Source organism: Flexistipes sp. (assembly GCF_036172515.1).
Taxonomy (GTDB): Bacteria; Chrysiogenota; Deferribacteres; order Deferribacterales; family Flexistipitaceae; genus Flexistipes.
The window spans coordinates 144,286-164,009 of sequence record NZ_JAXKVW010000004.1; the positions used below are offsets into that span (position 1 = coordinate 144,286).

Genomic DNA, 19,724 nt, shown 5'->3' on the forward strand with positions numbered 1-19,724 from the left:
GGGGGATAACTGTCTCCTCGTCAAAACAAAAGGAGGCAGTTATGAGAAACAAAAATTTAGTATTAACAACAAAAGGCAACAAGCTCTATGTGGATAACGCCACATTGAGAAGAATGCAGCGTAAAAGAACAATTGTCTGTGTATACCAATATGCAGATGATGATTTAGCTGCATAAACAAAACAAAAAAGATGATTAATGCCCCCACAGGGGAAGGTTGTTTAAACTTCCCTTGTGAGGGAGTGAAACGCCTTCCTGCTTGTTGGGGCGGGGAGGTGTAATATGAAATATTTTCTCAAAGCGTTGTTTAGAATCACTCACTTAGCATCAAAAGACTTGATGCTTGCAGCTCTTGTTGCAATTGCCCTCGATAAAAAATTCGATGGCATAACTCTTAAGATCGCATTTTTTGCGTTCCTGTTGACTTTTGTGATGGAGCTAATTATCTTATTAATTGATGATAAGGAGTGAACAATGCTTGAACTATTCTCACATCCATTGTTTCTTTTTCTTTTAGTGATAGCACCATTAGGTATATTTAGTGGGGTAGCACTAATAATCATGGAAAAGAAACAAAAAAAAAGTAATTAATTAAAACCCCCATTGCAGGGGACGGTTGATCTCCTGCGAGGGGATAATTGTCTCCTGTATGGTAACTTTCAAGCCATAGGGTGAGTCCGCACCCTCGAAAGAAAACCCCTTCCAAAAATGAAACCGGTTACTTGTAACAATAATATTGTTGCGTACTGGTGAAGTATTCCCTGCTGACGGATTAGAGCAGGCCGGTGAAAACCCGGATAATGGGATTTTAAAAATTTTCAGGAGGCAGTAATATGTATCTAAACAATGTAGTTATTAGCGGAAACCTGACAAAAAATCCCGAAGTGAGAGTATTGTCAGATAGGGAAAAGCCGGTTACTGTTACCAATTTTATTTTGGCTAACAACGAGCCGAAGAAAGACGGCAAAACAGCCTTTGTAAAGGTTACTGCTTTTGGCAGAACCGCAGAGGTAGTCGGTGAGTACCTTGCAAAGGGACAGCCTGTAATAGTTGTTGGCTCTTTGAAGCAAAATAGTTTTGAAAATGCTGAGGGTCAGAAAGTCAATTACAGCTATATCCAGGCTGATAACGTGCAAATGTTTCCGAAAAAAAATGGTAGTAGCCAGCAACAAGAGCCTGTTGTTGATACTGCTAATTATGTGGATGAAAACGACATCCCTTTCTAAAAGGGAAGTTTTTGTAAAATAATAACTCAAAATATCCCCTGTCCGGGGTTGCTCAGTCAATCCCGGTGGGGGATTGGACTGTCTCCTATTAAGGAGAGTACCCCTGTGGCGGGTGTAGCAACCGGCAGGGGGAAATAAAATAAGGAGGCAGTTATGCAAAACGTGGCAAGAATTCAAGAAAAACAAACATTGCAGAAGAAAAGCGGGTTTAGCTCACTGAGTGAAAGAGAATTGCAAGTGATTAAAAAGCAATTCTTTCCTCATGGAGCGGATAATGAAGAGATAAGCTATTGTATCAGTGTAGCAAAACAGCTTGATCTCAATCCGCTGATGAAAGAAGTAATGTTTGTACCCCGCAGGCAAAAAATTAATGGCAAATGGGTCGAAAAATATGAGCCACTTGTCGGTCGTGACGGTTTTTTGAGTATAGCTCATAAGACCGGACAGTTTGCGGGCATAAAAACTGAATCTTTTCTAAAAGAAATCCCTGTCCTTAACAAAAACGGATGGGAATATAAAAATGAGCTTGTAGCACGGTGTACCGTGTACCGTAAAGACACAAATCAACCTTTTATAGTTGAGGTCTCGTTTAATGAGTACGCTCAACGGACAAAAGAAGGCTTTTTGACGGCATTTTGGCGGGATAAACCTGACACTATGCTGAAAAAGGTGGCTGAATCACAGTGCTTGCGGAAAGCATTTAATATAAACGGCATCTACGGTGCAGAGGAAATAGGTTATGGCACATATGATGCTGAGGGAATGGTGATCCGTGATCCTGAAACAGTTGTTAATGAAGGAGAGATTGAAACGGAAACACCGCCCTCGAAAGAAAATCCTATAAATGATGAGCAGGCAAAGAAGCAACTGTTAGAGTTTTTGGCAAATTTGGGCTTTACAATAGCCCAAGGCAAAGAGAACTCCAACACATACTATGTGAAAGGTTCTCCATATGGCAAGCCAAAGGCGAAAGAGTTGCTTGAGAGATATTTCATCCAAGTAAAAGAGGATGTTTATCAATTGTCTGCTTAGGAGAAAAGGAGAAAGTCAAATGATGGAGAATGACATGATAGTATGGATTGCATTATATGCAATGATAGGAATAATTGTAATTGCTCTGTTTATAGGAATACATTATGAAAAAAATAAAGGATAAAAGGAATTGATGTACTTTTTATCCTAATATAAAATAATATCCCCACCGTGGGAGGCTTAGTTTCGTCTCCCACGGGGGGACGACTGCCTCCTGCGGTGGAAACTAAAGGAGGCAGAGAAGATGCTATCAGAAATAATTGAAAAAACACTCCCAAAAATAAATAAAGAACAGTCAAATAAGGAATTAGGCGACCGTACTAAATATATCGGCTCGTCTGATGTGTCTGGTTGTCCTCGTAAGGCGGTATTGTCAAAACTTTCTCCGCCTGAGCATGACATTGAAACGCTTATAAGCTTTGAGCGTGGACATTTGGCTGAAAAGATTCTTTTAAAAATTTTTGGGAGAACAAACTATAAATACTCCACACAAGAAGAGCTGATTCATCCAGAATATCCTCATTTTAAGGCACACGTGGATTTCTTCTTTTACTCAAAAGATATGAAATCTATAGGAATTTGCGAAGTTAAAACGACTTCCGGAATCCCTGATAAGCCTTATGAGGGCTGGGTGTCTCAACTATATTGGCAAATGGGATTGGCAAAGCTAATATACCCTGATGCCAAAATCAAGGGTGCTATATTTGCTCTTGATCTGAACACAGGAGAAAGAAAAGAGTTCAATTCATATGAACCCTTTGACCTGATATTTGAACAGCTTGTCGAAAAGGCACAAAACATTTGGAGTGCCGTTAATGGTGATGTAAAGCCTGAGTGTGAACCTTCACTATTATGCGGGCATTGCGAATATCAGATAGATTGTCCTGTTTATGATCGGGGCAAGCTTCCGGAAGATGTGTGGAATTTGGCTCTTTCTTATGCTGATAAAAAGGCACAGGAAAAAGAGCTGAAAAACAAATTAGACAAAATAAGAGACGACATCCTCAAATATACCGGTGATGAAAAATTATCGGCAACAAATGAGGACCTTATGCTGTCCGTCAGTGTGACGGCTCCGAGAACATCGGAATTTGTTAAGGGTGCTGATCTTAAAGAAAAGTACCCTGAGATATTTGAGGAGTGCAAGGAGACGAGAGAGTTTCCGGCATCACTTAAAGTTTTTAAGAAAAAGAAAAGAGTAAAAAAATAAATAAAACCCACCCCTAACGGGGGCAGTTGTCCCCGTTAGGGGGATAACTGTCTCCGTTACTATACTGAAGGAGGCAGTTATGGTTGAATTAGTAAATATGACATTAATCGGAATGGCAGTTACAATAGCTGCTATTATAGGGGGTGCAATATGATAGACATTGCATCCCAAGAATTGTCAGTTAAAAAAATCGGTAAATTTCTTGATAAATGGGGTTTTAGTCTGCAAATAAGCAGAACTCCATATTCAGATCAAAGCACCTATAAAATTGTCGATAAAGACACAATGCAGGTGATATTTATCGGCAATTACAAACATTTCCTTAAAATCCTCAGCAGTTTGACAATCATCTATGAAAAGATGCTTGAGTTGGTTGTTGAGGAGGAAATCGAAAGAAGAAACAGAGGTGCTGCATGACTTATTGCCTGAAAATTGGAGAAAGATACTACTTGTTTTTAGCTTCTTCAAAGCAGGAAGCTGAAAATATAGCTTATAAAATTAATAAAATAGAAAAGGGGATAAATGTGAGCCATTTATGCTCACCACCCAAAGAAGCTTTAGATAGACTGAATTAATTGTGTAACCCCAGCAGGGGGTACTAATCCCCTGTTGGGGATTATAGTGCCTCCTGTCCTTATTTTTAGGTGGGCAATCCTAAAAAAAATTTAAAAAACAGGAGGTAGATTATGAGCACAAGAGTTCAGATTATGACAGAAAAAGGTAAAGTTTTTACTTATCCCAATATGGAGATAGCATTGTCGCTTCTCCAAAAAGTTGTGGAGAGATTTGGCAGTATAAAACAGATCACTCCTATTGAAAAATATTCTGATAACACTCCCAGGGCTTCTGTTACTAAAGTAGCTCAAAAACCTGTTGGTATGGGAGCTTGCCCGGAATGTGGCAGTCCGATTGCAATCGAAGAAGGTTGCAGAAAATGCCACAGTTGCGGTTATTCCGCTTGCGGGTAAAAAGGGGGTGTATCATGCTAAATATCGAAAAAATAATAAAAAAGCCTGATCCGGAAATTATTGATGCTTATATAGAGCAAAATGAGATTAGGGATTACATGGTAGAAAACGGACGAGAAATAGCTCCGTTCTTTTATCAAGTTGAATGCCAGTACGGACGTTTCCAGACAGTAAAGGATTACACTGACTCAGTTGGTGTCAAGGACCCCCAATGCTGGGGATGTCCAATAAGTAGGAATCGAACACTGAAAAAGTGTTTTGGTATTCTTACTGGTAGGGATATTGAAAGACATTATAGAGAAGGATTTCTACCACCTTTTGTGGAAGGTAGGAAAAAAATAAAATCTGTATCATAAAAAAAATAATCCCGAACAGGGGTACTATCCCCTGTTCGGGGGATAGGTGCCTCTGTTCTCAGCAAGGAGGCAAATATGAGTCGTTTAGCATCTCAAGCTAAAATGGGGCATTATCCCACGCCCCCCGAAGTTATAGAGCAAATAAAGGAACTCTTTAGTTTCTCATCTGGTAGCAGATGTATTGATACCTGCTGTGGTCAAGGCGATGCTCTTGCCGGTTTAACTGAGCAAGCTCCTGTAGAAACATATGGCATTGAGCTTGATAAGGACAGAGCAAGACAAGCAAAAGGAAGGTTAGGCAAAGTGTTGAACTGTGATGCGATTTATGAAACACGCATAACAAATAATGCTTTCGACCTTTTGTTTCTTAATCCGACTTATGATTGGGAAACTAAAGAGCGTGAAGAATCAGATACCGAGAGAACGGAAAAAAAATTTCTTCAGTTTCATCTGCGGTATCTGAATACCAAAGGTGTTTTAGTGTATGTAATACCTTTTGCATCGCTAAAACACACATATCGTCTATTCCTCAGATTAAAGGACTTACGGGTTCTTGCTTTTCCTAAAGAACTGTATAAACAGTTCAAGCAGGTAGTTGTAATTGGCAAATCTTCTGCTTTTTCAGGAAAATCGGAAATAGATGCAAAGCGTGCTATGATGAAAAATATCATCAAATATGTTGAACCGGAAACGGCTTATGAGTCGCTCTGGACAACAGAAAGCATCTTACGTGCGGGTGATTATCGTCCTCTTTATGAGGTTGAAAGAAACAATGTGGAGTTGAAAAACTTCACATCAACCCGCATAGACCCTGATGAAGTCCTCCCTTTTGTTAAGTCATCCCAAGTATATGCCGAGTATGATCGCCGGATATCAGTTGATAAAGTCGAAGAAATACAGCCTTTATCAATGCTGAGAAATGGACATTTGGCAATGTTGCTCGCATCAGGGATGATGAATGGAAGGCTAAAAAACGACAAGTATGATTTAGTCGTTAAGGGAAACATAAAGTCTTTCATGCAACAAAATGGCGAGGAAGAAGACGAATTACTTAATGGTAGTGAGAAAACAACCGTTAAGAGTACAAAAAAGTATCAGGTTCAAGTCAGAGCTTTGGACCTGAATTCTTTGCAGTTTATAAATATAGAATAGGGGGTGCTGAATGTATAGAAAGATAGATTATATGGGGAATATCGCTTATTCGGACAGATACGTTCAAATGGGTGGTATAGTATATATGATTTCATTATTCGGTACTCCCGATCTTGTCAAAGCGATTTCCAGTGCTTTAATTAACAAGCAGGAAATCAGGATAGAGGAAGAAAACGAAACCTTTGCTCCTATGGCAAGGTCATTAACCAATAATTATACAGTAATGCAGAAAAAGATTGCTCATGGAGTGAATCACTGCATTATCTATCTGAAAGATATTCTAAATATACAGGATATTCAGAGTGTGGCGGTTATCATAGAGCCCACACCGGACAAACTGTACGATCTTCTTGATGCAAAATATCCGACACCGTTGTTGCCGGAGTGGAAAGATGAGCTTTATGCAAAGTTTGTCACAAACTCACCTAACACAATGCAATTGCGGACTTTCGGATATGAATCGGCTGTTGAAATAGAACTGCCGAGTCAGGAAGAATTAGAGACAAAGGTTCTTGATATTGTTTCATCAGAACCTTTAGCAAAAGCATCATAAAAAACCCCAAAGCAGGGGGCGTAACGTTCCCTGCTGGGTATAATAGCGTTCGTCTCCTGCTGTATTGACAAAGGAGGCGAAGCATGAAAAATAACATAAAAAACATTTCTCTCACCAAGAGAGAGAAGGAGTATATTTTGCAAAACGAAAACAAAAATAAAGTAGAGGAAAGTATCGAAAGATACGAAACTATATCAGATCTCGTTGAGGGTGACGATATAGGTGAAAATCTTTTAGGCAACCTGATTGAAAAGGCATCTGAGTATGTAAAAGTGATTTGCAGAAATGATGTTATAGGTAACACTCAGGCAAAAAGGCTTGAGGGTGAAAAGTTCAGAGAATTGATGATGGAGCTGGATAGACGAAGAACATCAGCCCATGAAGCTTTAATCTCGGCTCTTCATGCTTTAAACAGATATTGCCTAAAAGAATATGAAGGTGAATGTCCCAAAGGCGGGATATATTCACTCGATCCCTCTACTATCCGTAACAGGGTAGCGGTCGGCGATTGGGCCGGACAACTTATTTACGGAATTTTTGTTAAAAGAAAAAAATAATAAATCTCATTTAAACATCCCCGGACGGGGGGCGACTTGTCTCCCGTTCGGGGGATAAGTCTGTCCTTTCTTTCCGTCCGGGAAGGAGGCAGATCAATGGATTATCTTGAAAAAAACAAAATCAACTTCTTTTTCTACAACGGTCAGCTCGACTGGTACTGGTTTCCTACTGATTATGTCAGGCAAGGTGATACACCTTTCGGATATGTTGTAGGTCAGTTCAGCGAGTTTGGTCATTTCTCACTGAATGAAATATTTTCAGTTGGAATGACAGTCGGGGGAGTCTATAAGACTCCAAGATCACTAAAAGAAGTAGTGAATATTGTCGAAAACGGTGGCATCCTTGAAGGTGCTGCTGATATAAGTTTAGAAAAATTTAGGGAAGTTACAAAGAGTAAGAAAACTCTTCAAAACTTTTTAGACTCACTGCCCGAAGATCCAGACGATCCTAACGGTTCTGGTCCGGGCGGTGGTGAACCTGAAAAGAAAGAAGATGACAATCTTACTTTAACTGACTTCCTGAACGAGTTTGGAGACACTCTTAAAGAGAAGGCTGTGAGCAAGCTCAAGCCTGTTTATAATCCCGCTCAAATCGGTGAGTGGGAAAAACAAGAGAACTCCAAGCTCAATAAATTAATTAGAAAACCTTTTAATAGCCAGCGTCATGCAATCCTGGCACTGGCTAAAGGGTTTTACAAAGAAAAAAAGAAATCTTTAATCCTTACAGCGGAAATGGGGACTGGCAAGACGATAATGTCAGTTTGTGTGGCATATCTTAATCCACGCCAAAACAAGAGGACACTTGTTGTTTGTCCACCCCATTTGGCAAGAAAATGGGTTAGAGAGATTAAAGAGACAATTCCAGGGGCAAAAGTAAAAACATTGGATAAAGTATCCGATGTTGATACTGATAAGCCCCAAGGTATGGAGTTTTGGGTATTAAAAAATACTAAGGCGAAGCTCCATTATAAAGAAAAATCGCTTGTAAAGTGGGATGAAGAAACACTCAGAGCAAAGAAATGTCCTGATTGTGGAGTTCTGCTCGCAAGCGAAAATATAGAAGATGAAAAAAATAATTCTGCAACCTGCACTAACTGTGGTACACCTCTTTATCAAGCAGATAGAGAAGGTTTTCGCAGATACGGCCTTGCAGAATATATAAAAAGGCAGAAAGTCAAAGTAGATTTCCTTATCCTCGATGAAGTCCATGAGTTAAAAGGCGGTGATACCGCTGTTGGGCAGGCTATGGCAAATCTTGTTAGCTGTGCTGACAAAACTCTTGCTATGACTGGTACACTCATGGGCGGGTATGCAAAGAACCTTTTTTATATCCTCTTTCGTATGTTTACAAAGAGATTTATTGAAAAAGGTTATGCCCATAACTCCGTAACGTCTTTTGAAAGAAATTACGGAGTAATCGAGGAAACCCGGATATATGTAAGAGAGTCCGGAAGAAATTCTTCCATAGGCAAAAAGCTGAAGTCAGTCAGAATTCACAGTAAACCGGGTATGTCACCGGCTTTACTTCCTGAGTTTATCCTCGACTCAACATATTTTATGAAGCTTTCCGATGTTTCAGATCAGCTTCCGAAATATAATGAGGATATAATTTCAGTTCCTATGGAAAATACTCAAAAGGAAATCTACAAAGAATTTGAGAATGAGCTGACATCTGAAGTTAAACAAGCTTTAGCGAGAGGTTCAAATAAGCTTTTGGGAGCTTTGGTAAATTCGCTGTATTCCTTGCCTGATGGGGCGAGAAGAGGTGAGATTGTATATGATCCATATACATACAATCCGCAGACCCAAGAAGGTGAGGTCATAGCATATGCAGAACCTTATGATCAATATATGCTCCCTAAAGAGCGGAAATTAATAGACAAAATTCTTGAGGAAAAGCAGGAGAACCGCAAGTGTGCTGTATTTTTAGAGCATACAGGTACAAGAAACTTAGTTCCTGATCTTGTTGAAAGACTTGAAGCACAAGGAATTAACGCACTTGTACTAAAAACCGGCTCACCTGCGACCGACAAGCGGGAAGCATGGATAAAGAAAAAATTGAAGGAAAATCCGGATACAGATGTTCTCATTTGTAATCCGAATCTTGTTAAAACGGGTTTGGATTTACTGGATTTTCCGACAATTATCTTCTTCCAGACGGGCTATAATATTTATACGCTTCGTCAGGCATCCCGCAGGTCTTGGAGAATTGGACAGGATAAGCCTGTTAGAGTTTACTATATGGCTTATGCTGAGACAATGCAGGAACAGGCAATGAAGTTAATAGCATCAAAACTTGAGACTTCATTGGCTGTTGAGGGTGATCTTTCCGACCAAGGCTTATCTTCTATGTCTGAGGGTGAATCAATGGCTATTCAGATGGCCAAAGAACTGGTTGGAGATAAAAAGACAGAAGATCGCAGTCTGGGAGATGTGTTTTCTTCCTACAGGGAGAAAGACGCTGTGGCCGATTTTGACCTTGATGAAACCTTTGAAATTGCTGATCTCACTGAGACAGCTACAGAGGTTAAAGAAATCAAGACATCAAAAGGCAGAACCCGGACAATCGAATCTACTGTCCACAAGATCATCACAAATCTTGAACCTAAAAAGCATACTGTCGGCAAAGGCAAAAAGAAGGGCGAAGTCGAAATGGTTTCGGTTTTCGATATGCTTGAAGCTTTAGACAGTGAAGATGCTGCATAAATAACCCTGCGGGGGGACATTTGTTCTCCTCGTGGGGACAAATGCCCCCCTTAAATAATATTTTAGGAGGCAGTTATGATTAAAATCTTAGAAGAAGGTATTAAGTGCCAAAATTGCAACGAAGAAATAGACATAGTTGCAAAAAGTTTCTCTGAGCAAGTAAGCTCAAAAACTTTTTTAAAGTGTGTAAAAGAAGAGGACTTTTCAGATATGCTGATTACCTCTGAAACAATTTTGGAAATATCCTGTCCTTGTATGGATACAGAGCTATCTGAAGAGGATAGTGAGTTCATTAGGGGATATTTCCCATACGAATTATAAAATAACCCCACGGGGGTGGTTTACTGCCCTCGTGGTGGTGAACTGCCCTCAAATAAAGGAGGCAGTCATGATAAGAAATACTAAATATCTTCCACAAGATGTTCTCATACTTTTTGAGGACAGAATATGCCAGCTAAAGCAGTATAGAGAAAAATTTGGCTACTTTAAGTCGCAGTGGTACACAAGAGAAACTGCTGGCCGTGCAAATGTTTCAGCTCAAATAAGTATGCTTGAAACAAAGCTAAATATTTTAGCAACACAAGTAAAATATTTAGTAACCGACCACAAAAGATTCTCTTTAAAAAGACTTAATGAAGCCTGTAATTTTCTATATGGCATACGGTTCGTTGAGGTTTCTGAGACTATCGAGGGTATTAGGAAAAACCTCAGAGAACTCCGGGAAGATGTAGAAAAATATAAAGCTGAAAAAAAGAAAAAAGAAGAAAGAAAAAACGACTTCTTTCAGATGTTCTACTCGATAGCAAGAGTTGATGTTTTCAATCTCAGAAGATGTCAGATGAAAGCTGCGGTAAAAATTGTTCAAGAAGTCAGAATTTACAAAACTTTTGGGTATCCTCAAGTTCAAACTCCCGACTTCTCGGCGGCTGAGTGGAACATTTATAATAGGGTAATCCGTGCAGCTAAATCGATGGCAAATCGTATGCAAACTGAGCGGGTTGCTGAAAAGAGATATAGAGAAACCGACCTCCGAGAACAGTCCATTGAGGACTTCATGGAGGTTGTATGATGAAAAAAGTTGAATACATTTGTGAATACACAACAGACTCTGGAGATCGCATGATGAAAAAAGTTGAGTACATTTGTGAAAACACAATAGACTCTATCAGCCATAAGATTGACTATATGATTATTAGAAACTTCAACGCAAAAACAAGAGTTAAAGGGATACTTGTAGTCAATGTACTGATAGACCAATTAAGAGAAGTTATAAAAGAAGAAACCTCAAAAAAGACTTATAAACAAAATGAGGTTAACAAGCTTAAAAGAAAAATAAGCCAACTTGAAGCAGAAGGGTATGATAACTTAAACTACTTCTGCGAAAAAGGTTGGTAAAAAACAAACCCCGGACGGGGACATTGTTCTCCGTTTGGGGGATAATTGTCTCCGTCTATAATAAAAAATAGGAGGCAGATATGGCATATTTTGAAGAGAATATCCAAATCCCGGTTAATTCAGATTGCTTTGAGTCCTATGTAGGCCGTCCGCCGAAATCAGAAGATGAGTTTTACGATTTTGTTCGTCTTGTAGAAAAAGGCTTAGACGGACAAGTTGATTACGAAATTCTTTACAAGTGTACGGCCGAAAACTTTTCATCGGAACTTGATGAAGATGAGGAGGATTAGATGGGGCTCGGTAGGGATGCAAGAGATGCACAAGCAATTTACTGGGAATTTGGTGAAGAAGGTTCTCAATATCAGCCATCCGGTCGAAAAGAAAGAAATGACGCAGAGCATACGACCAAAGAAGGCGAAGTTATAAAAGTCAAGGACATGGAAGATAGTCATTTGTACTATTCCTACCTTTGCCTTGGCGACAATAAATACCTCAAAGAGATGGTTCTCCGTCTCTTTGAAGAACGATTAATATAAAAAACCCCACCTACCGGGGGCAGTTATTCCCCCGGTGAGGGGAACTGCCTCTGGTGTTGAAGAAACAGGAGGCAAAAATGCAAAACTATAAAATTGAAATTAAAGAAATTTCAGCAAAAATCGTGAGTGTCAAAGCTCCCTCTGAGATTGAAGCCTTAGATAGGGTCAAAAAGCAGTACCGAAGTGGAGACATCGTCCTTGAGTATGACAGCTTTGTTGATGTTGAATTTTCTGTCTTCGAAAGCGGGAAGGAGGACACTCATGGCTAAGAAAACTAAAAAATCCGTCTATGATATAATCACTGAAAAAATCATAGAACAGATAGAGTCTGGCACTCCGCCTTGGAAAGCCGGATGGATGAGAAAACATTTTAACGGATTTGCAAAAAGAGAATACCAGGGGCTTAACCAACTATTGCTCTCTTGGGATATGCAGGTGATGGAATATACATCATCGGTATGGTTCTCTTTTAAGCAGGTCCAACAATTGGGCGGTAGCATCAAAAAAGGTGCAAAAAGCTCAATGGTGATTTTTAACAAAAAAATTACTGCTCAAAATAACGACAAAGACGAGGAAAAAGAGGACAAAAAAGACGATATTGAAGTCTTTGACGAAAGTGAGCAGGAGAAAGATAAACAGGAGGATAAGAAGCCTAAAACTTTCTTCCTGATGCGATATTACAGGGTTTTTAACCTTGATGATGTTGAAGGGATTGACAAGAGTAAATATGTTAATCTTGCAAACTCTAAACAAGAAAAGCCCGAAAATATCGTAAAAGGTATGCAGAACGATGGCTTAAATATTCAGTATACCGGGGTTCAACCTTGTTATATCCCCTCGTGGGATACGGTACAAATCCCGGATATTGGTAATTTTGAGTCAACGGATAGTTATTACTCTTCTCTCTTTCACGAAATCGCTCATTCCACAGGGCATGAGTCAAGACTTAAAAGAGCGGGAGTGTCAAATATAGATACTGGCGACAAGCATCAATACTCTTATGAGGAGCTTGTTGCAGAGATCGGTGCAGCTTTTTTAATGGCTGAAACCGGAATGAGAATAAATTATGAAAACTCCAGTGCGTATGTGAAAGGTTGGAGTAAATTCATAAAAGAAAACAAAAAGGCTATCTTTCAAGCTTCTGCGGAAGCAAGGAAGGCTGTTCAGTATGTAGTTGAAAAAGCTGAACGGGCTTCTAATAGCAAAGTGGCTTAGTCAGATTGTCAGAGTATGAGGGGTTTTTACCCCTCTGCTTATATCAATAAATAACTTTCTATCCTTGAGGGTCGGGCATTCCCAAAGAGGGCATGACATCCGTAGTGGTTGGGGTTGCCATTGGGAGTACCTTTCAACTGCCTCCGTACTCCCTGTCATGCCTTTCTTGGGTTTGCCCACCCAAAAATTAGGATAGGAGGTTCACTATGGTAAGATTCACATTAGTTACTGGTAAAATTTACGAGGTATCAACAGAAGAATGGCAGAAACTAAGCAAGTATCTTAAAGACATCGCACAGATTGTTATTGAAGAAGATAGCTGTTTTTGTCATCATATTAGCGTTTCAGAAGCTGGCACTTAAGAATGATTTATGTTACCCGAGCCGGTTATACCGGAGACGAGTTCCAAAGCCTCTTATCGCCTTGAGCGGTAGGAGGCTTTTTTTATAATTTATTATAAAAAATATTTTAATGTTTTTCTATTGAAATACATTAAAAATAATGTATTATTACTCGCAGAGGTGTTAATAATGAGCAGCATAGTTAAATCTATTGAAAATATAAACGAAGGGAAAATTTTTACCCTAAAAGATTTGAAATGGGATAATGCAAATAGTGCTGTAAGTTCGATTAGCAGGCTTGTGAAATTAGGAAGGATAAAAAGATATTCAAAAGGCAAATACTATAAGCCTAAAAAAGATATTTTTGGGACACGGCCATTAAGTTATAAGGATGTTGCAAAGTTTTATTTAGGAGACAAGACAATTAGCGGATATTACTCCGGTATATATCTATATAATTATATGGGATTAACCAGCCAAGTTCCAACAGTAATTGAAATTTGTACAAATAAAGTAAAGTTTCCGGAAAAGAAAAACGCAGGAAAAATGACAATTTATCTTAAGCCATTAGAAGTAAACATTTCAAGCAAATCAGATGTCATTCTTTTGCAATACTTGGATTTGGTGAAAAATATAAAAAGAGCTCCTGACGTTGAACCGGACAAAGTTGTTGATTATTTAAAACAGAAGCTTTTGAGAAAAAATATCAATTTTCAAAACTTTATAAACTTTGCATCTGGGTATCAGCCATTTGTTAGAGCTACTATTGGAAGTATTTTGGAAGTTATTGGTTATAAAAAGTATTCAAATATATTAGCTTGTAGCTTAAATCCACTCACAAAATATAATCTTAATATATCATCAGAAGCTTTGCCAAATAAATTTGATTGGAATATTGTATGAAGCTTCATGAAAATTATGATATTTTTGAAGCAACAATTTTAAATGACAATGATAAAGTGTTTTCATTAACAAGCAATTTTCATTTTTCAGTCAGTTTTATAAAAAAGGTGCTGCGTTTGTGTATTTTATGAAAATTTTCGATTGGCTTGAAGACCATATAAAATTTATTAAACTTATAAGTATACCTTTAATTTTACTTCTTATAACATTAATTGCCCTGATGGTGCATCTTACTGAAGGTCATTGGTTGCACTTGATGTATATACCGGTGATTTTAGGCGGAATTATTTATGGTTCCTGGGGAGGTCTGATTTCCGGGGTTATAGGCAGCATTGCAATCAGCCCTTTGATTCATTCACATATTGATGCTCAAGGTTTCAAAGCTTTTACCGGCTGGATTGAGCATGCAAGTTCTTTTTCATTTATAGGATTGTTTATAGGTGCTTTTGCCGGCAATGCACGCAAATATATGCTCCGGACAAAATGGGAGGCTGTACATGATAAGATAACAGGTCTTCCAAACAGACTTTCTCTTGAAAAAGAAGTAGAGGATCTTTCAGCCGCGGAAAAAGCGGGTAAACATCATTACATGATCACAGCTATAATAAAAAACTCGAGAGAATTGGAAAGTGCATTCGGGCCGGAAGTTATAAACAATATGATAGGGCAGCTGGCAGACCGCCTGAGCACAGTTTCAAAAGAAAGCATAAAAGTTTACCGCACCCATTTTGACCAAGTGGGTATTCTTGTGAAAAACTATCATGAAAATAAAATAGAAGAACTGCTTAAAAAACTGGAAAGTCGCTTTTATGACGCATTTGAATTTGAGGACATAAGACTGCATGGCGATATTTTCATGGGCATTTTTAAATTCGATAAAATAAATAATATATCTTCATATTATTTGCAAAAAGCTTCTTCAGCAGCGGTCAAAGCAATCAAATCAAATAAAAGATATTTTATTATGACAATGAGTGAGGCACTTCAAACTTCTGTTGAAAATCTGAAGTTAATGGGTGATATAAAAGAGGCATTGGATAAGGAACAAATATATTTTCATTTTCAACCTAAAATCAACTTAAGTACAGGCAAATTGCATGGCTTTGAAGCACTTATGAGATGGGATCATCCAGTATATGGTTATATTCCACCGGGTAAATTTATTCCCAGAGCTGAAGAGAGTACGCTTATACACTGGCTTACATTTTATACCATAGATAAAGGGCTTGCTCAGCTTTTGAAGTGGAACGATAAAGGGATTAGAGATATTAGGCTGGCTGTAAACATATCAACTCAAAATTTAGCTGATTCTGACTTCACTCAGAAAATTATTCATTTGCTTGACCGGTATGGCATTGAAGGGAAATATCTTGAGCTGGAAATTACGGAAAATTCGTTTATGGATAATATAGAACAATCCATCCCTATGCTAAAAAGTTTAAGTGATGCCGGCATAATTCTTTCCATAGATGACTTTGGCACCGGTTATTCCTCTCTCTTATATTTGAAACAACTGCCTGTTTCAGCAGTAAAAATAGATCAGGCTTTTGTAAAACATTTACCTGAGGATAATGATTCGGTTCATATTGTAAGAGAGGCTATAAGGCTCGCACATATACTGGATATGGAAGTTGTTGCTGAGGGCGTTGAGACACAGGAATCACTGGAATTTCTAAAACAGGAAAAATGTGACTTAGCCCAGGGCTATTATATTTGCCATCCTCTGCCGGCGGCTGAAATTGAAGAAATTTACAACAAGACAAATGGCAAGTTTGTTGAATAAATTCTAAAAAATTTCTATTTCTTTCTTATAAAAGCTTTTGTTTAATAGACTCTCAAAAATATTTTTTCTTTTATTTCGTTAATATGCTTGTAGAAATTATGATAAGTTTGAATGATTTAAAAATAAAGGTTGACAGACAGTCTAATTAGGATGAATTTTATCTTAATTGCAGATTCTTGATTAATTATTTCAAGACAAGAGACCTTTGCACAGGAAATACTATAAAGGTCTTTAGTTAATATATTTTGTCCTTACTGTTATGTATTTATGTGATAAGTTACATGATTAATTAAAGACAGAGGAGCAATTATGGAAAAGTACATAGAACCCACAGTATTAGATTCAATGTTAGACTTTAAAGCTAATGATTCGACTTATCTTGATAAGATAAATTCACTTATAGACTGGAAGAAAGTAAAATCAATCCTTGATAAGAAATACAGATGGACTAAGAACACATCTGGCAGCAGAGCTTATTCCCCGTTACTTTTGTTTAAAATACTTTTAGTACAATCCTGGGAAAAGCTGAGTGACCATCAGGCTGAATTTGCCTTAAAGGATCGGTTGTCAGTAATAAGATTTGTAGGAGTAAGTGTATCCGGAGAAGTTCCGGATCACAGTACCATCAGCAGGTTTCGGAGCAGATTACTGGAATTGGAGATATTTGACGAGTTATTTTCAGAGATAAACAGGCAGTTATCGGAATCAAATTTAATAGTGAAAAGCAGGAAGGAAGCGATAATAGATGCGACATTGGTAGAGTCCTCGTGCCGTCCCCGTAAAGTAGTAAATGATATTGCAGAAGATCGGCATGAAGGAGATGATGACAATGATAGTTCCTGTGGTGGTTCCGGAGGGAATAATGAAAGCAACAGAAGTTATTCGAAGGACACTGATGCTAGCTGGTTAAAGAAGGGTAATAGAGCGTATTATGGCTACAAACAATTTTTCTGTGTAAATTCGGACGGTTATATATTGTGAGAAATGGTAAAGAGTGCCAGATAGAGTGAGGTGCGGAATTTGTCACCTTTATTACAAAAGCTTAACTTGCCTAAGGGAACGGCAATATATGCAGATAAAGGCTACAACAGTGAATATAACCGCAGAGATATCTCAAGTAATTATGTAGATATGATAATGTATAAGGCAGCGCGGAATAAGTCACTTACAGGATTTCAGAAATTTCATAACAAGGCAGTAAGCAAGGTTCGTTATGTCGTTGAGCAGGCAATTGGATTGATTAAACTTCATTTTGGTTATACTCGTAGCCGGTTTATAGGTATTGATAAGGTTAGGCTGGAATTGTCTATACATTGTATGGCATATAATCTGAGAAAGGGTGCTTTAAGAATGATTTGACAAGATTTAACAATACAGGTGTGTCCAAAATTACCTATTTTGGACAATTTGAGGTAATTTAGACGAAAAAACTAATTTTGTTTTGCTGATAATATCGTTTAAAAAAGTAGAAGTTAACAAATTTGGCGGTAAAATTGAAGAAATTTAAAAAAAATGACATGATTCAAAGGTCTCAAATTAAGAGTGAAATGATTTATAATTAGAAAAATCTAATCAAGTATTGAAAAATTATGGTATAATTATTTATAGCTTTCTGATATCTGATACTGTTAAAAAAGAATTTATGCTGCCGGGGTGTTTTGGTGGATTCTAAAATAAAGACAAATATTTCCCTTTTCAAAAGGATGTTACAGTATTTTATTATTCTGATTATGCTGGTTGCAACTGTTGTCGTCTGGTATCACTGGAATAATGCCCACAAAAAAGAAAAACAGGAAAAGTTTAAAAGATATACTGAAAGTATTACATATGAGCTTACTGAAAGATTACATAATTTCAAAATGATCCTGCAGGGAGGGGCCGGTCTATTTTTCGCTTCCGAAGAGGTAAACAGGGACGAGTGGAGAGCATATTATGAATACAGGATAATGACTCCTCCGTATCCTGATTTCCAGGCTGTGGGTTTTATACAAACTATTCGTGCATCACAATTGAAAAATCATATAAGTAAAATAAAAGAAGAAGGATTTTCAGATTACACTGTATGGCCGGATAAAAACAGGGAAGTGTATGCTCCTATAGTTTTTGTGGAACCGTTTAATAAAGACAACCGGCAGCGGCTGGGTTTTGATACCTTTTCTAATCCAATATTCAGGAAAACTATGGAGCGTGCCCGGGATACCGGTGAAGCATCCATTTCAGATGCTGTTGAAATGAATATTGAAGGAAAAGAGAACTTTCACAAAGGTTTTTATTTGTTTATTCCCGTTTATAAGGGGAAAACGGTACCTTTCTCAGTAAAAGATCGTAGAGAAAAGATTGAAGGATATGTATATTGCGCTTTCAGCCTGCCTAATCTTATGAATTACGTTTCATTGTATATTTCTGAGAACGCTTTTTTGAAACTATACAGCGGCTCCGGTATTTCTTCCGGAAATCTTTTGTATTCCAAAAGTAAAAATAAATTAAATACAGATGACGGATTATTTGTAAAAAAAACACTCAATCTGCACGGACAAAAGTGGACATTGGCATTTACACCAACGCCTTCATTTAAAATGGATGAAGAGGACGTTCTCTCGCGAATGGGTATCCTATTTTCGGGTATCACACTTATTTTGCTTACTATCCTTTTACTAAGGATCCAAATAAAAACAACAAAAAGAGCACAAAGCATTGCAGATAAAATGACAGCTTCTTTCAGGAAGAGTGAAGAGCGTTTACGAAAAATTTTGGAAGCCGCTCCCAATGCCATAATTGTTTTTGATGAGGACGGTGAAATCCTGTTAGCCAATAAACAGGTGAAAGATATTTTCAGATACACAGTGGCTGAAATCAGAGAAAAAAATCTGAATGATTTAATACCCGAACGTTTTCATGATAAACACGAAGAGCTTTGCAGAGATTATTTGAAAAATCCGGTTTTAAGAGAAATGGGAAAGGGTTTGGAAGTGTTAGCAAGAAGAAAAGACAACAGCGAATTTCCTGCTGAGATCAGTCTTAATACGTATTACTCCGAAAATAATGAAACCAGAGTAATCAGTGTTGTGCAGGATATAACTGAGCGCCACCAGGCTGAAAGGGAAAGAATAAAACGCAAGGCAGCAGAAGATGCCGATCGGGCAAAAAGTGTCTTTGTTTCCAACATGAGCCATGAGATACGTACACCGCTGAATGCCATTATGGGGTTTGCCCAGATTCTTGAGAGAGATCCCGCACTTACCGAACGACAATATGAACAGGTGCATACAATTAACCGCAGCGGACGGCACCTGCTGAATCTGATAAATGATATTCTGGATATTTCCAAAATTGAATCGGGACAGCTCACCCTGCATAAAAATAAATTCTGTCTGCACACACTTCTGGAAGATATTGAAATGATGTTCCGTTCCAGAGCTGATGGCAAAGGGATTCAATTTCTTGTCGACCGGGAGGAAAATGTTCCTCAAAACATTATTGCAGATGAAGGGAAACTTCGTCAGATACTCGTTAATCTGATCGGAAATGCTGTTAAATTTACCAAATCCGGAGGGGTAAGTCTGAAGGTAAAAGCTGAGGAAAAAGATGAAACCGGTCATGAAGAAAGTAAAGCGGTAAATCTAATGTTCGAAGTGGAAGACAGCGGCCCCGGTATACCAGAGGAAGATATGGAAAATATTTTCGATTCGTTCAGCCAGTCGCAGGCTGGTGTTGAGGCAGGGGGTACCGGCCTGGGGTTACCTATCAGCAAGCGTCTTATTAATCTTATGGGCGGCAGTATAAGTGTTGACA

The 19,724-nt window shown here is 38.2% G+C and carries 26 protein-coding genes; all 26 read left to right on the forward strand.

Features of this window, described 5'->3' with window-relative positions; translation table 11 throughout:
* Window positions 1-41: 41 nt before the first annotated feature.
* The gene (locus tag UMU13_RS04810; RefSeq protein WP_328217488.1) at window positions 42-176 is read left to right on the forward strand and encodes a hypothetical protein; all 135 of its coding nucleotides are present in this window, start codon (window positions 42-44) and stop codon (window positions 174-176) included.
* 105 nt (window positions 177-281) lie between these two features.
* On the forward strand, window positions 282-470 hold the full coding sequence (locus UMU13_RS04815; protein WP_328217489.1) for a hypothetical protein: 189 nt from the start codon (window positions 282-284) through the stop codon (window positions 468-470).
* 362 nt (window positions 471-832) lie between these two features.
* Window positions 833-1,225, forward strand: coding sequence for a single-stranded DNA-binding protein (locus UMU13_RS04820; protein ID WP_328217491.1), 393 nt, complete (start codon window positions 833-835; stop codon window positions 1,223-1,225).
* A gap of 153 nt (window positions 1,226-1,378) precedes the next feature.
* On the forward strand, window positions 1,379-2,257 hold the full coding sequence (gene bet, locus UMU13_RS04825) for a phage recombination protein Bet (protein ID WP_328217492.1): 879 nt from the start codon (window positions 1,379-1,381) through the stop codon (window positions 2,255-2,257).
* A 244-nt stretch (window positions 2,258-2,501) separates the two neighbouring features.
* Window positions 2,502-3,467 (forward strand): hypothetical protein, encoded by a 966-nt coding sequence (locus UMU13_RS04830; protein ID WP_328217493.1) that lies wholly within the window; start codon window positions 2,502-2,504, stop codon window positions 3,465-3,467.
* A 150-nt stretch (window positions 3,468-3,617) separates the two neighbouring features.
* Window positions 3,618-3,884: a hypothetical protein gene (locus UMU13_RS04835; RefSeq protein WP_328217496.1), complete on the forward strand. Its 267-nt coding sequence runs from the start codon at window positions 3,618-3,620 to the stop codon at window positions 3,882-3,884.
* Window positions 3,881-4,042, forward strand: coding sequence for a hypothetical protein (locus UMU13_RS04840; protein ID WP_328217497.1), 162 nt, complete (start codon window positions 3,881-3,883; stop codon window positions 4,040-4,042). The genes UMU13_RS04835 and UMU13_RS04840 overlap by 4 nt, the downstream gene beginning before the upstream one ends.
* A gap of 111 nt (window positions 4,043-4,153) precedes the next feature.
* Complete coding sequence (locus UMU13_RS04845; RefSeq protein ID WP_328217499.1) at window positions 4,154-4,435, forward strand: hypothetical protein; 282 nt, start codon at window positions 4,154-4,156, stop codon at window positions 4,433-4,435.
* Window positions 4,436-4,449: 14 nt separating this feature from the next.
* A complete protein-coding gene (locus UMU13_RS04850; RefSeq protein WP_328217501.1) occupies window positions 4,450-4,791 on the forward strand; it encodes a hypothetical protein in 342 nt (113 codons plus the stop codon).
* A gap of 75 nt (window positions 4,792-4,866) precedes the next feature.
* Complete coding sequence (locus UMU13_RS04855; RefSeq protein ID WP_328217503.1) at window positions 4,867-5,943, forward strand: DUF6094 domain-containing protein; 1,077 nt, start codon at window positions 4,867-4,869, stop codon at window positions 5,941-5,943.
* A gap of 10 nt (window positions 5,944-5,953) precedes the next feature.
* Window positions 5,954-6,496: a hypothetical protein gene (locus UMU13_RS04860; protein WP_328217504.1), complete on the forward strand. Its 543-nt coding sequence runs from the start codon at window positions 5,954-5,956 to the stop codon at window positions 6,494-6,496.
* Between the two features lie 83 nt (window positions 6,497-6,579).
* Window positions 6,580-7,053: a DUF3232 domain-containing protein gene (locus UMU13_RS04865; RefSeq protein ID WP_328217506.1), complete on the forward strand. Its 474-nt coding sequence runs from the start codon at window positions 6,580-6,582 to the stop codon at window positions 7,051-7,053.
* A gap of 96 nt (window positions 7,054-7,149) precedes the next feature.
* The gene (locus UMU13_RS04870) at window positions 7,150-9,759 is read left to right on the forward strand and encodes a DEAD/DEAH box helicase (RefSeq protein ID WP_328217507.1); all 2,610 of its coding nucleotides are present in this window, start codon (window positions 7,150-7,152) and stop codon (window positions 9,757-9,759) included.
* Between the two features lie 75 nt (window positions 9,760-9,834).
* Window positions 9,835-10,080: a hypothetical protein gene (locus UMU13_RS04875; RefSeq protein ID WP_328217509.1), complete on the forward strand. Its 246-nt coding sequence runs from the start codon at window positions 9,835-9,837 to the stop codon at window positions 10,078-10,080.
* The gene (locus UMU13_RS04880) at window positions 10,043-10,828 is read left to right on the forward strand and encodes a hypothetical protein (protein ID WP_328217510.1); all 786 of its coding nucleotides are present in this window, start codon (window positions 10,043-10,045) and stop codon (window positions 10,826-10,828) included. The genes UMU13_RS04875 and UMU13_RS04880 overlap by 38 nt, the downstream gene beginning before the upstream one ends.
* Complete coding sequence (locus UMU13_RS04885) at window positions 10,825-11,154, forward strand: hypothetical protein (protein WP_328217511.1); 330 nt, start codon at window positions 10,825-10,827, stop codon at window positions 11,152-11,154. Before UMU13_RS04880 ends, UMU13_RS04885 begins: the two co-directional genes overlap by 4 nt.
* Window positions 11,155-11,234: 80 nt before the next feature.
* Window positions 11,235-11,444, forward strand: coding sequence for a hypothetical protein (locus tag UMU13_RS04890; protein WP_328217512.1), 210 nt, complete (start codon window positions 11,235-11,237; stop codon window positions 11,442-11,444).
* On the forward strand, window positions 11,445-11,690 hold the full coding sequence (locus UMU13_RS04895; RefSeq protein ID WP_328217513.1) for a hypothetical protein: 246 nt from the start codon (window positions 11,445-11,447) through the stop codon (window positions 11,688-11,690). It begins immediately after the preceding gene.
* 77 nt (window positions 11,691-11,767) lie between these two features.
* Window positions 11,768-11,959, forward strand: a complete 192-nt coding sequence (locus UMU13_RS04900) for a DpnD/PcfM family protein (RefSeq protein WP_328217514.1) — start codon at window positions 11,768-11,770, stop codon at window positions 11,957-11,959.
* Window positions 11,952-12,905, forward strand: a complete 954-nt coding sequence (locus UMU13_RS04905) for an ArdC family protein (RefSeq protein WP_328217515.1) — start codon at window positions 11,952-11,954, stop codon at window positions 12,903-12,905. The genes UMU13_RS04900 and UMU13_RS04905 overlap by 8 nt, the downstream gene beginning before the upstream one ends.
* Before the next feature lie 206 nt (window positions 12,906-13,111).
* Window positions 13,112-13,267, forward strand: a complete 156-nt coding sequence (locus UMU13_RS04910) for a hypothetical protein (RefSeq protein ID WP_328217517.1) — start codon at window positions 13,112-13,114, stop codon at window positions 13,265-13,267.
* Window positions 13,268-13,435: 168 nt separating this feature from the next.
* Window positions 13,436-14,149, forward strand: coding sequence for a DUF6088 family protein (locus UMU13_RS04915; protein ID WP_328217519.1), 714 nt, complete (start codon window positions 13,436-13,438; stop codon window positions 14,147-14,149).
* Between the two features lie 127 nt (window positions 14,150-14,276).
* Window positions 14,277-15,932 (forward strand): putative bifunctional diguanylate cyclase/phosphodiesterase, encoded by a 1,656-nt coding sequence (locus UMU13_RS04920; RefSeq protein ID WP_328217520.1) that lies wholly within the window; start codon window positions 14,277-14,279, stop codon window positions 15,930-15,932.
* Between the two features lie 309 nt (window positions 15,933-16,241).
* Complete coding sequence (locus UMU13_RS04925; protein WP_328217521.1) at window positions 16,242-16,913, forward strand: transposase; 672 nt, start codon at window positions 16,242-16,244, stop codon at window positions 16,911-16,913.
* A 39-nt stretch (window positions 16,914-16,952) separates the two neighbouring features.
* A complete protein-coding gene (locus UMU13_RS04930) occupies window positions 16,953-17,291 on the forward strand; it encodes a transposase (RefSeq protein ID WP_328217523.1) in 339 nt (112 codons plus the stop codon).
* Window positions 17,292-17,593: 302 nt separating this feature from the next.
* Window positions 17,594-19,724: sensor histidine kinase (locus tag UMU13_RS04935; RefSeq protein WP_328217525.1), on the forward strand; the 2,131-nt coding region annotated here is incomplete at its 3' end.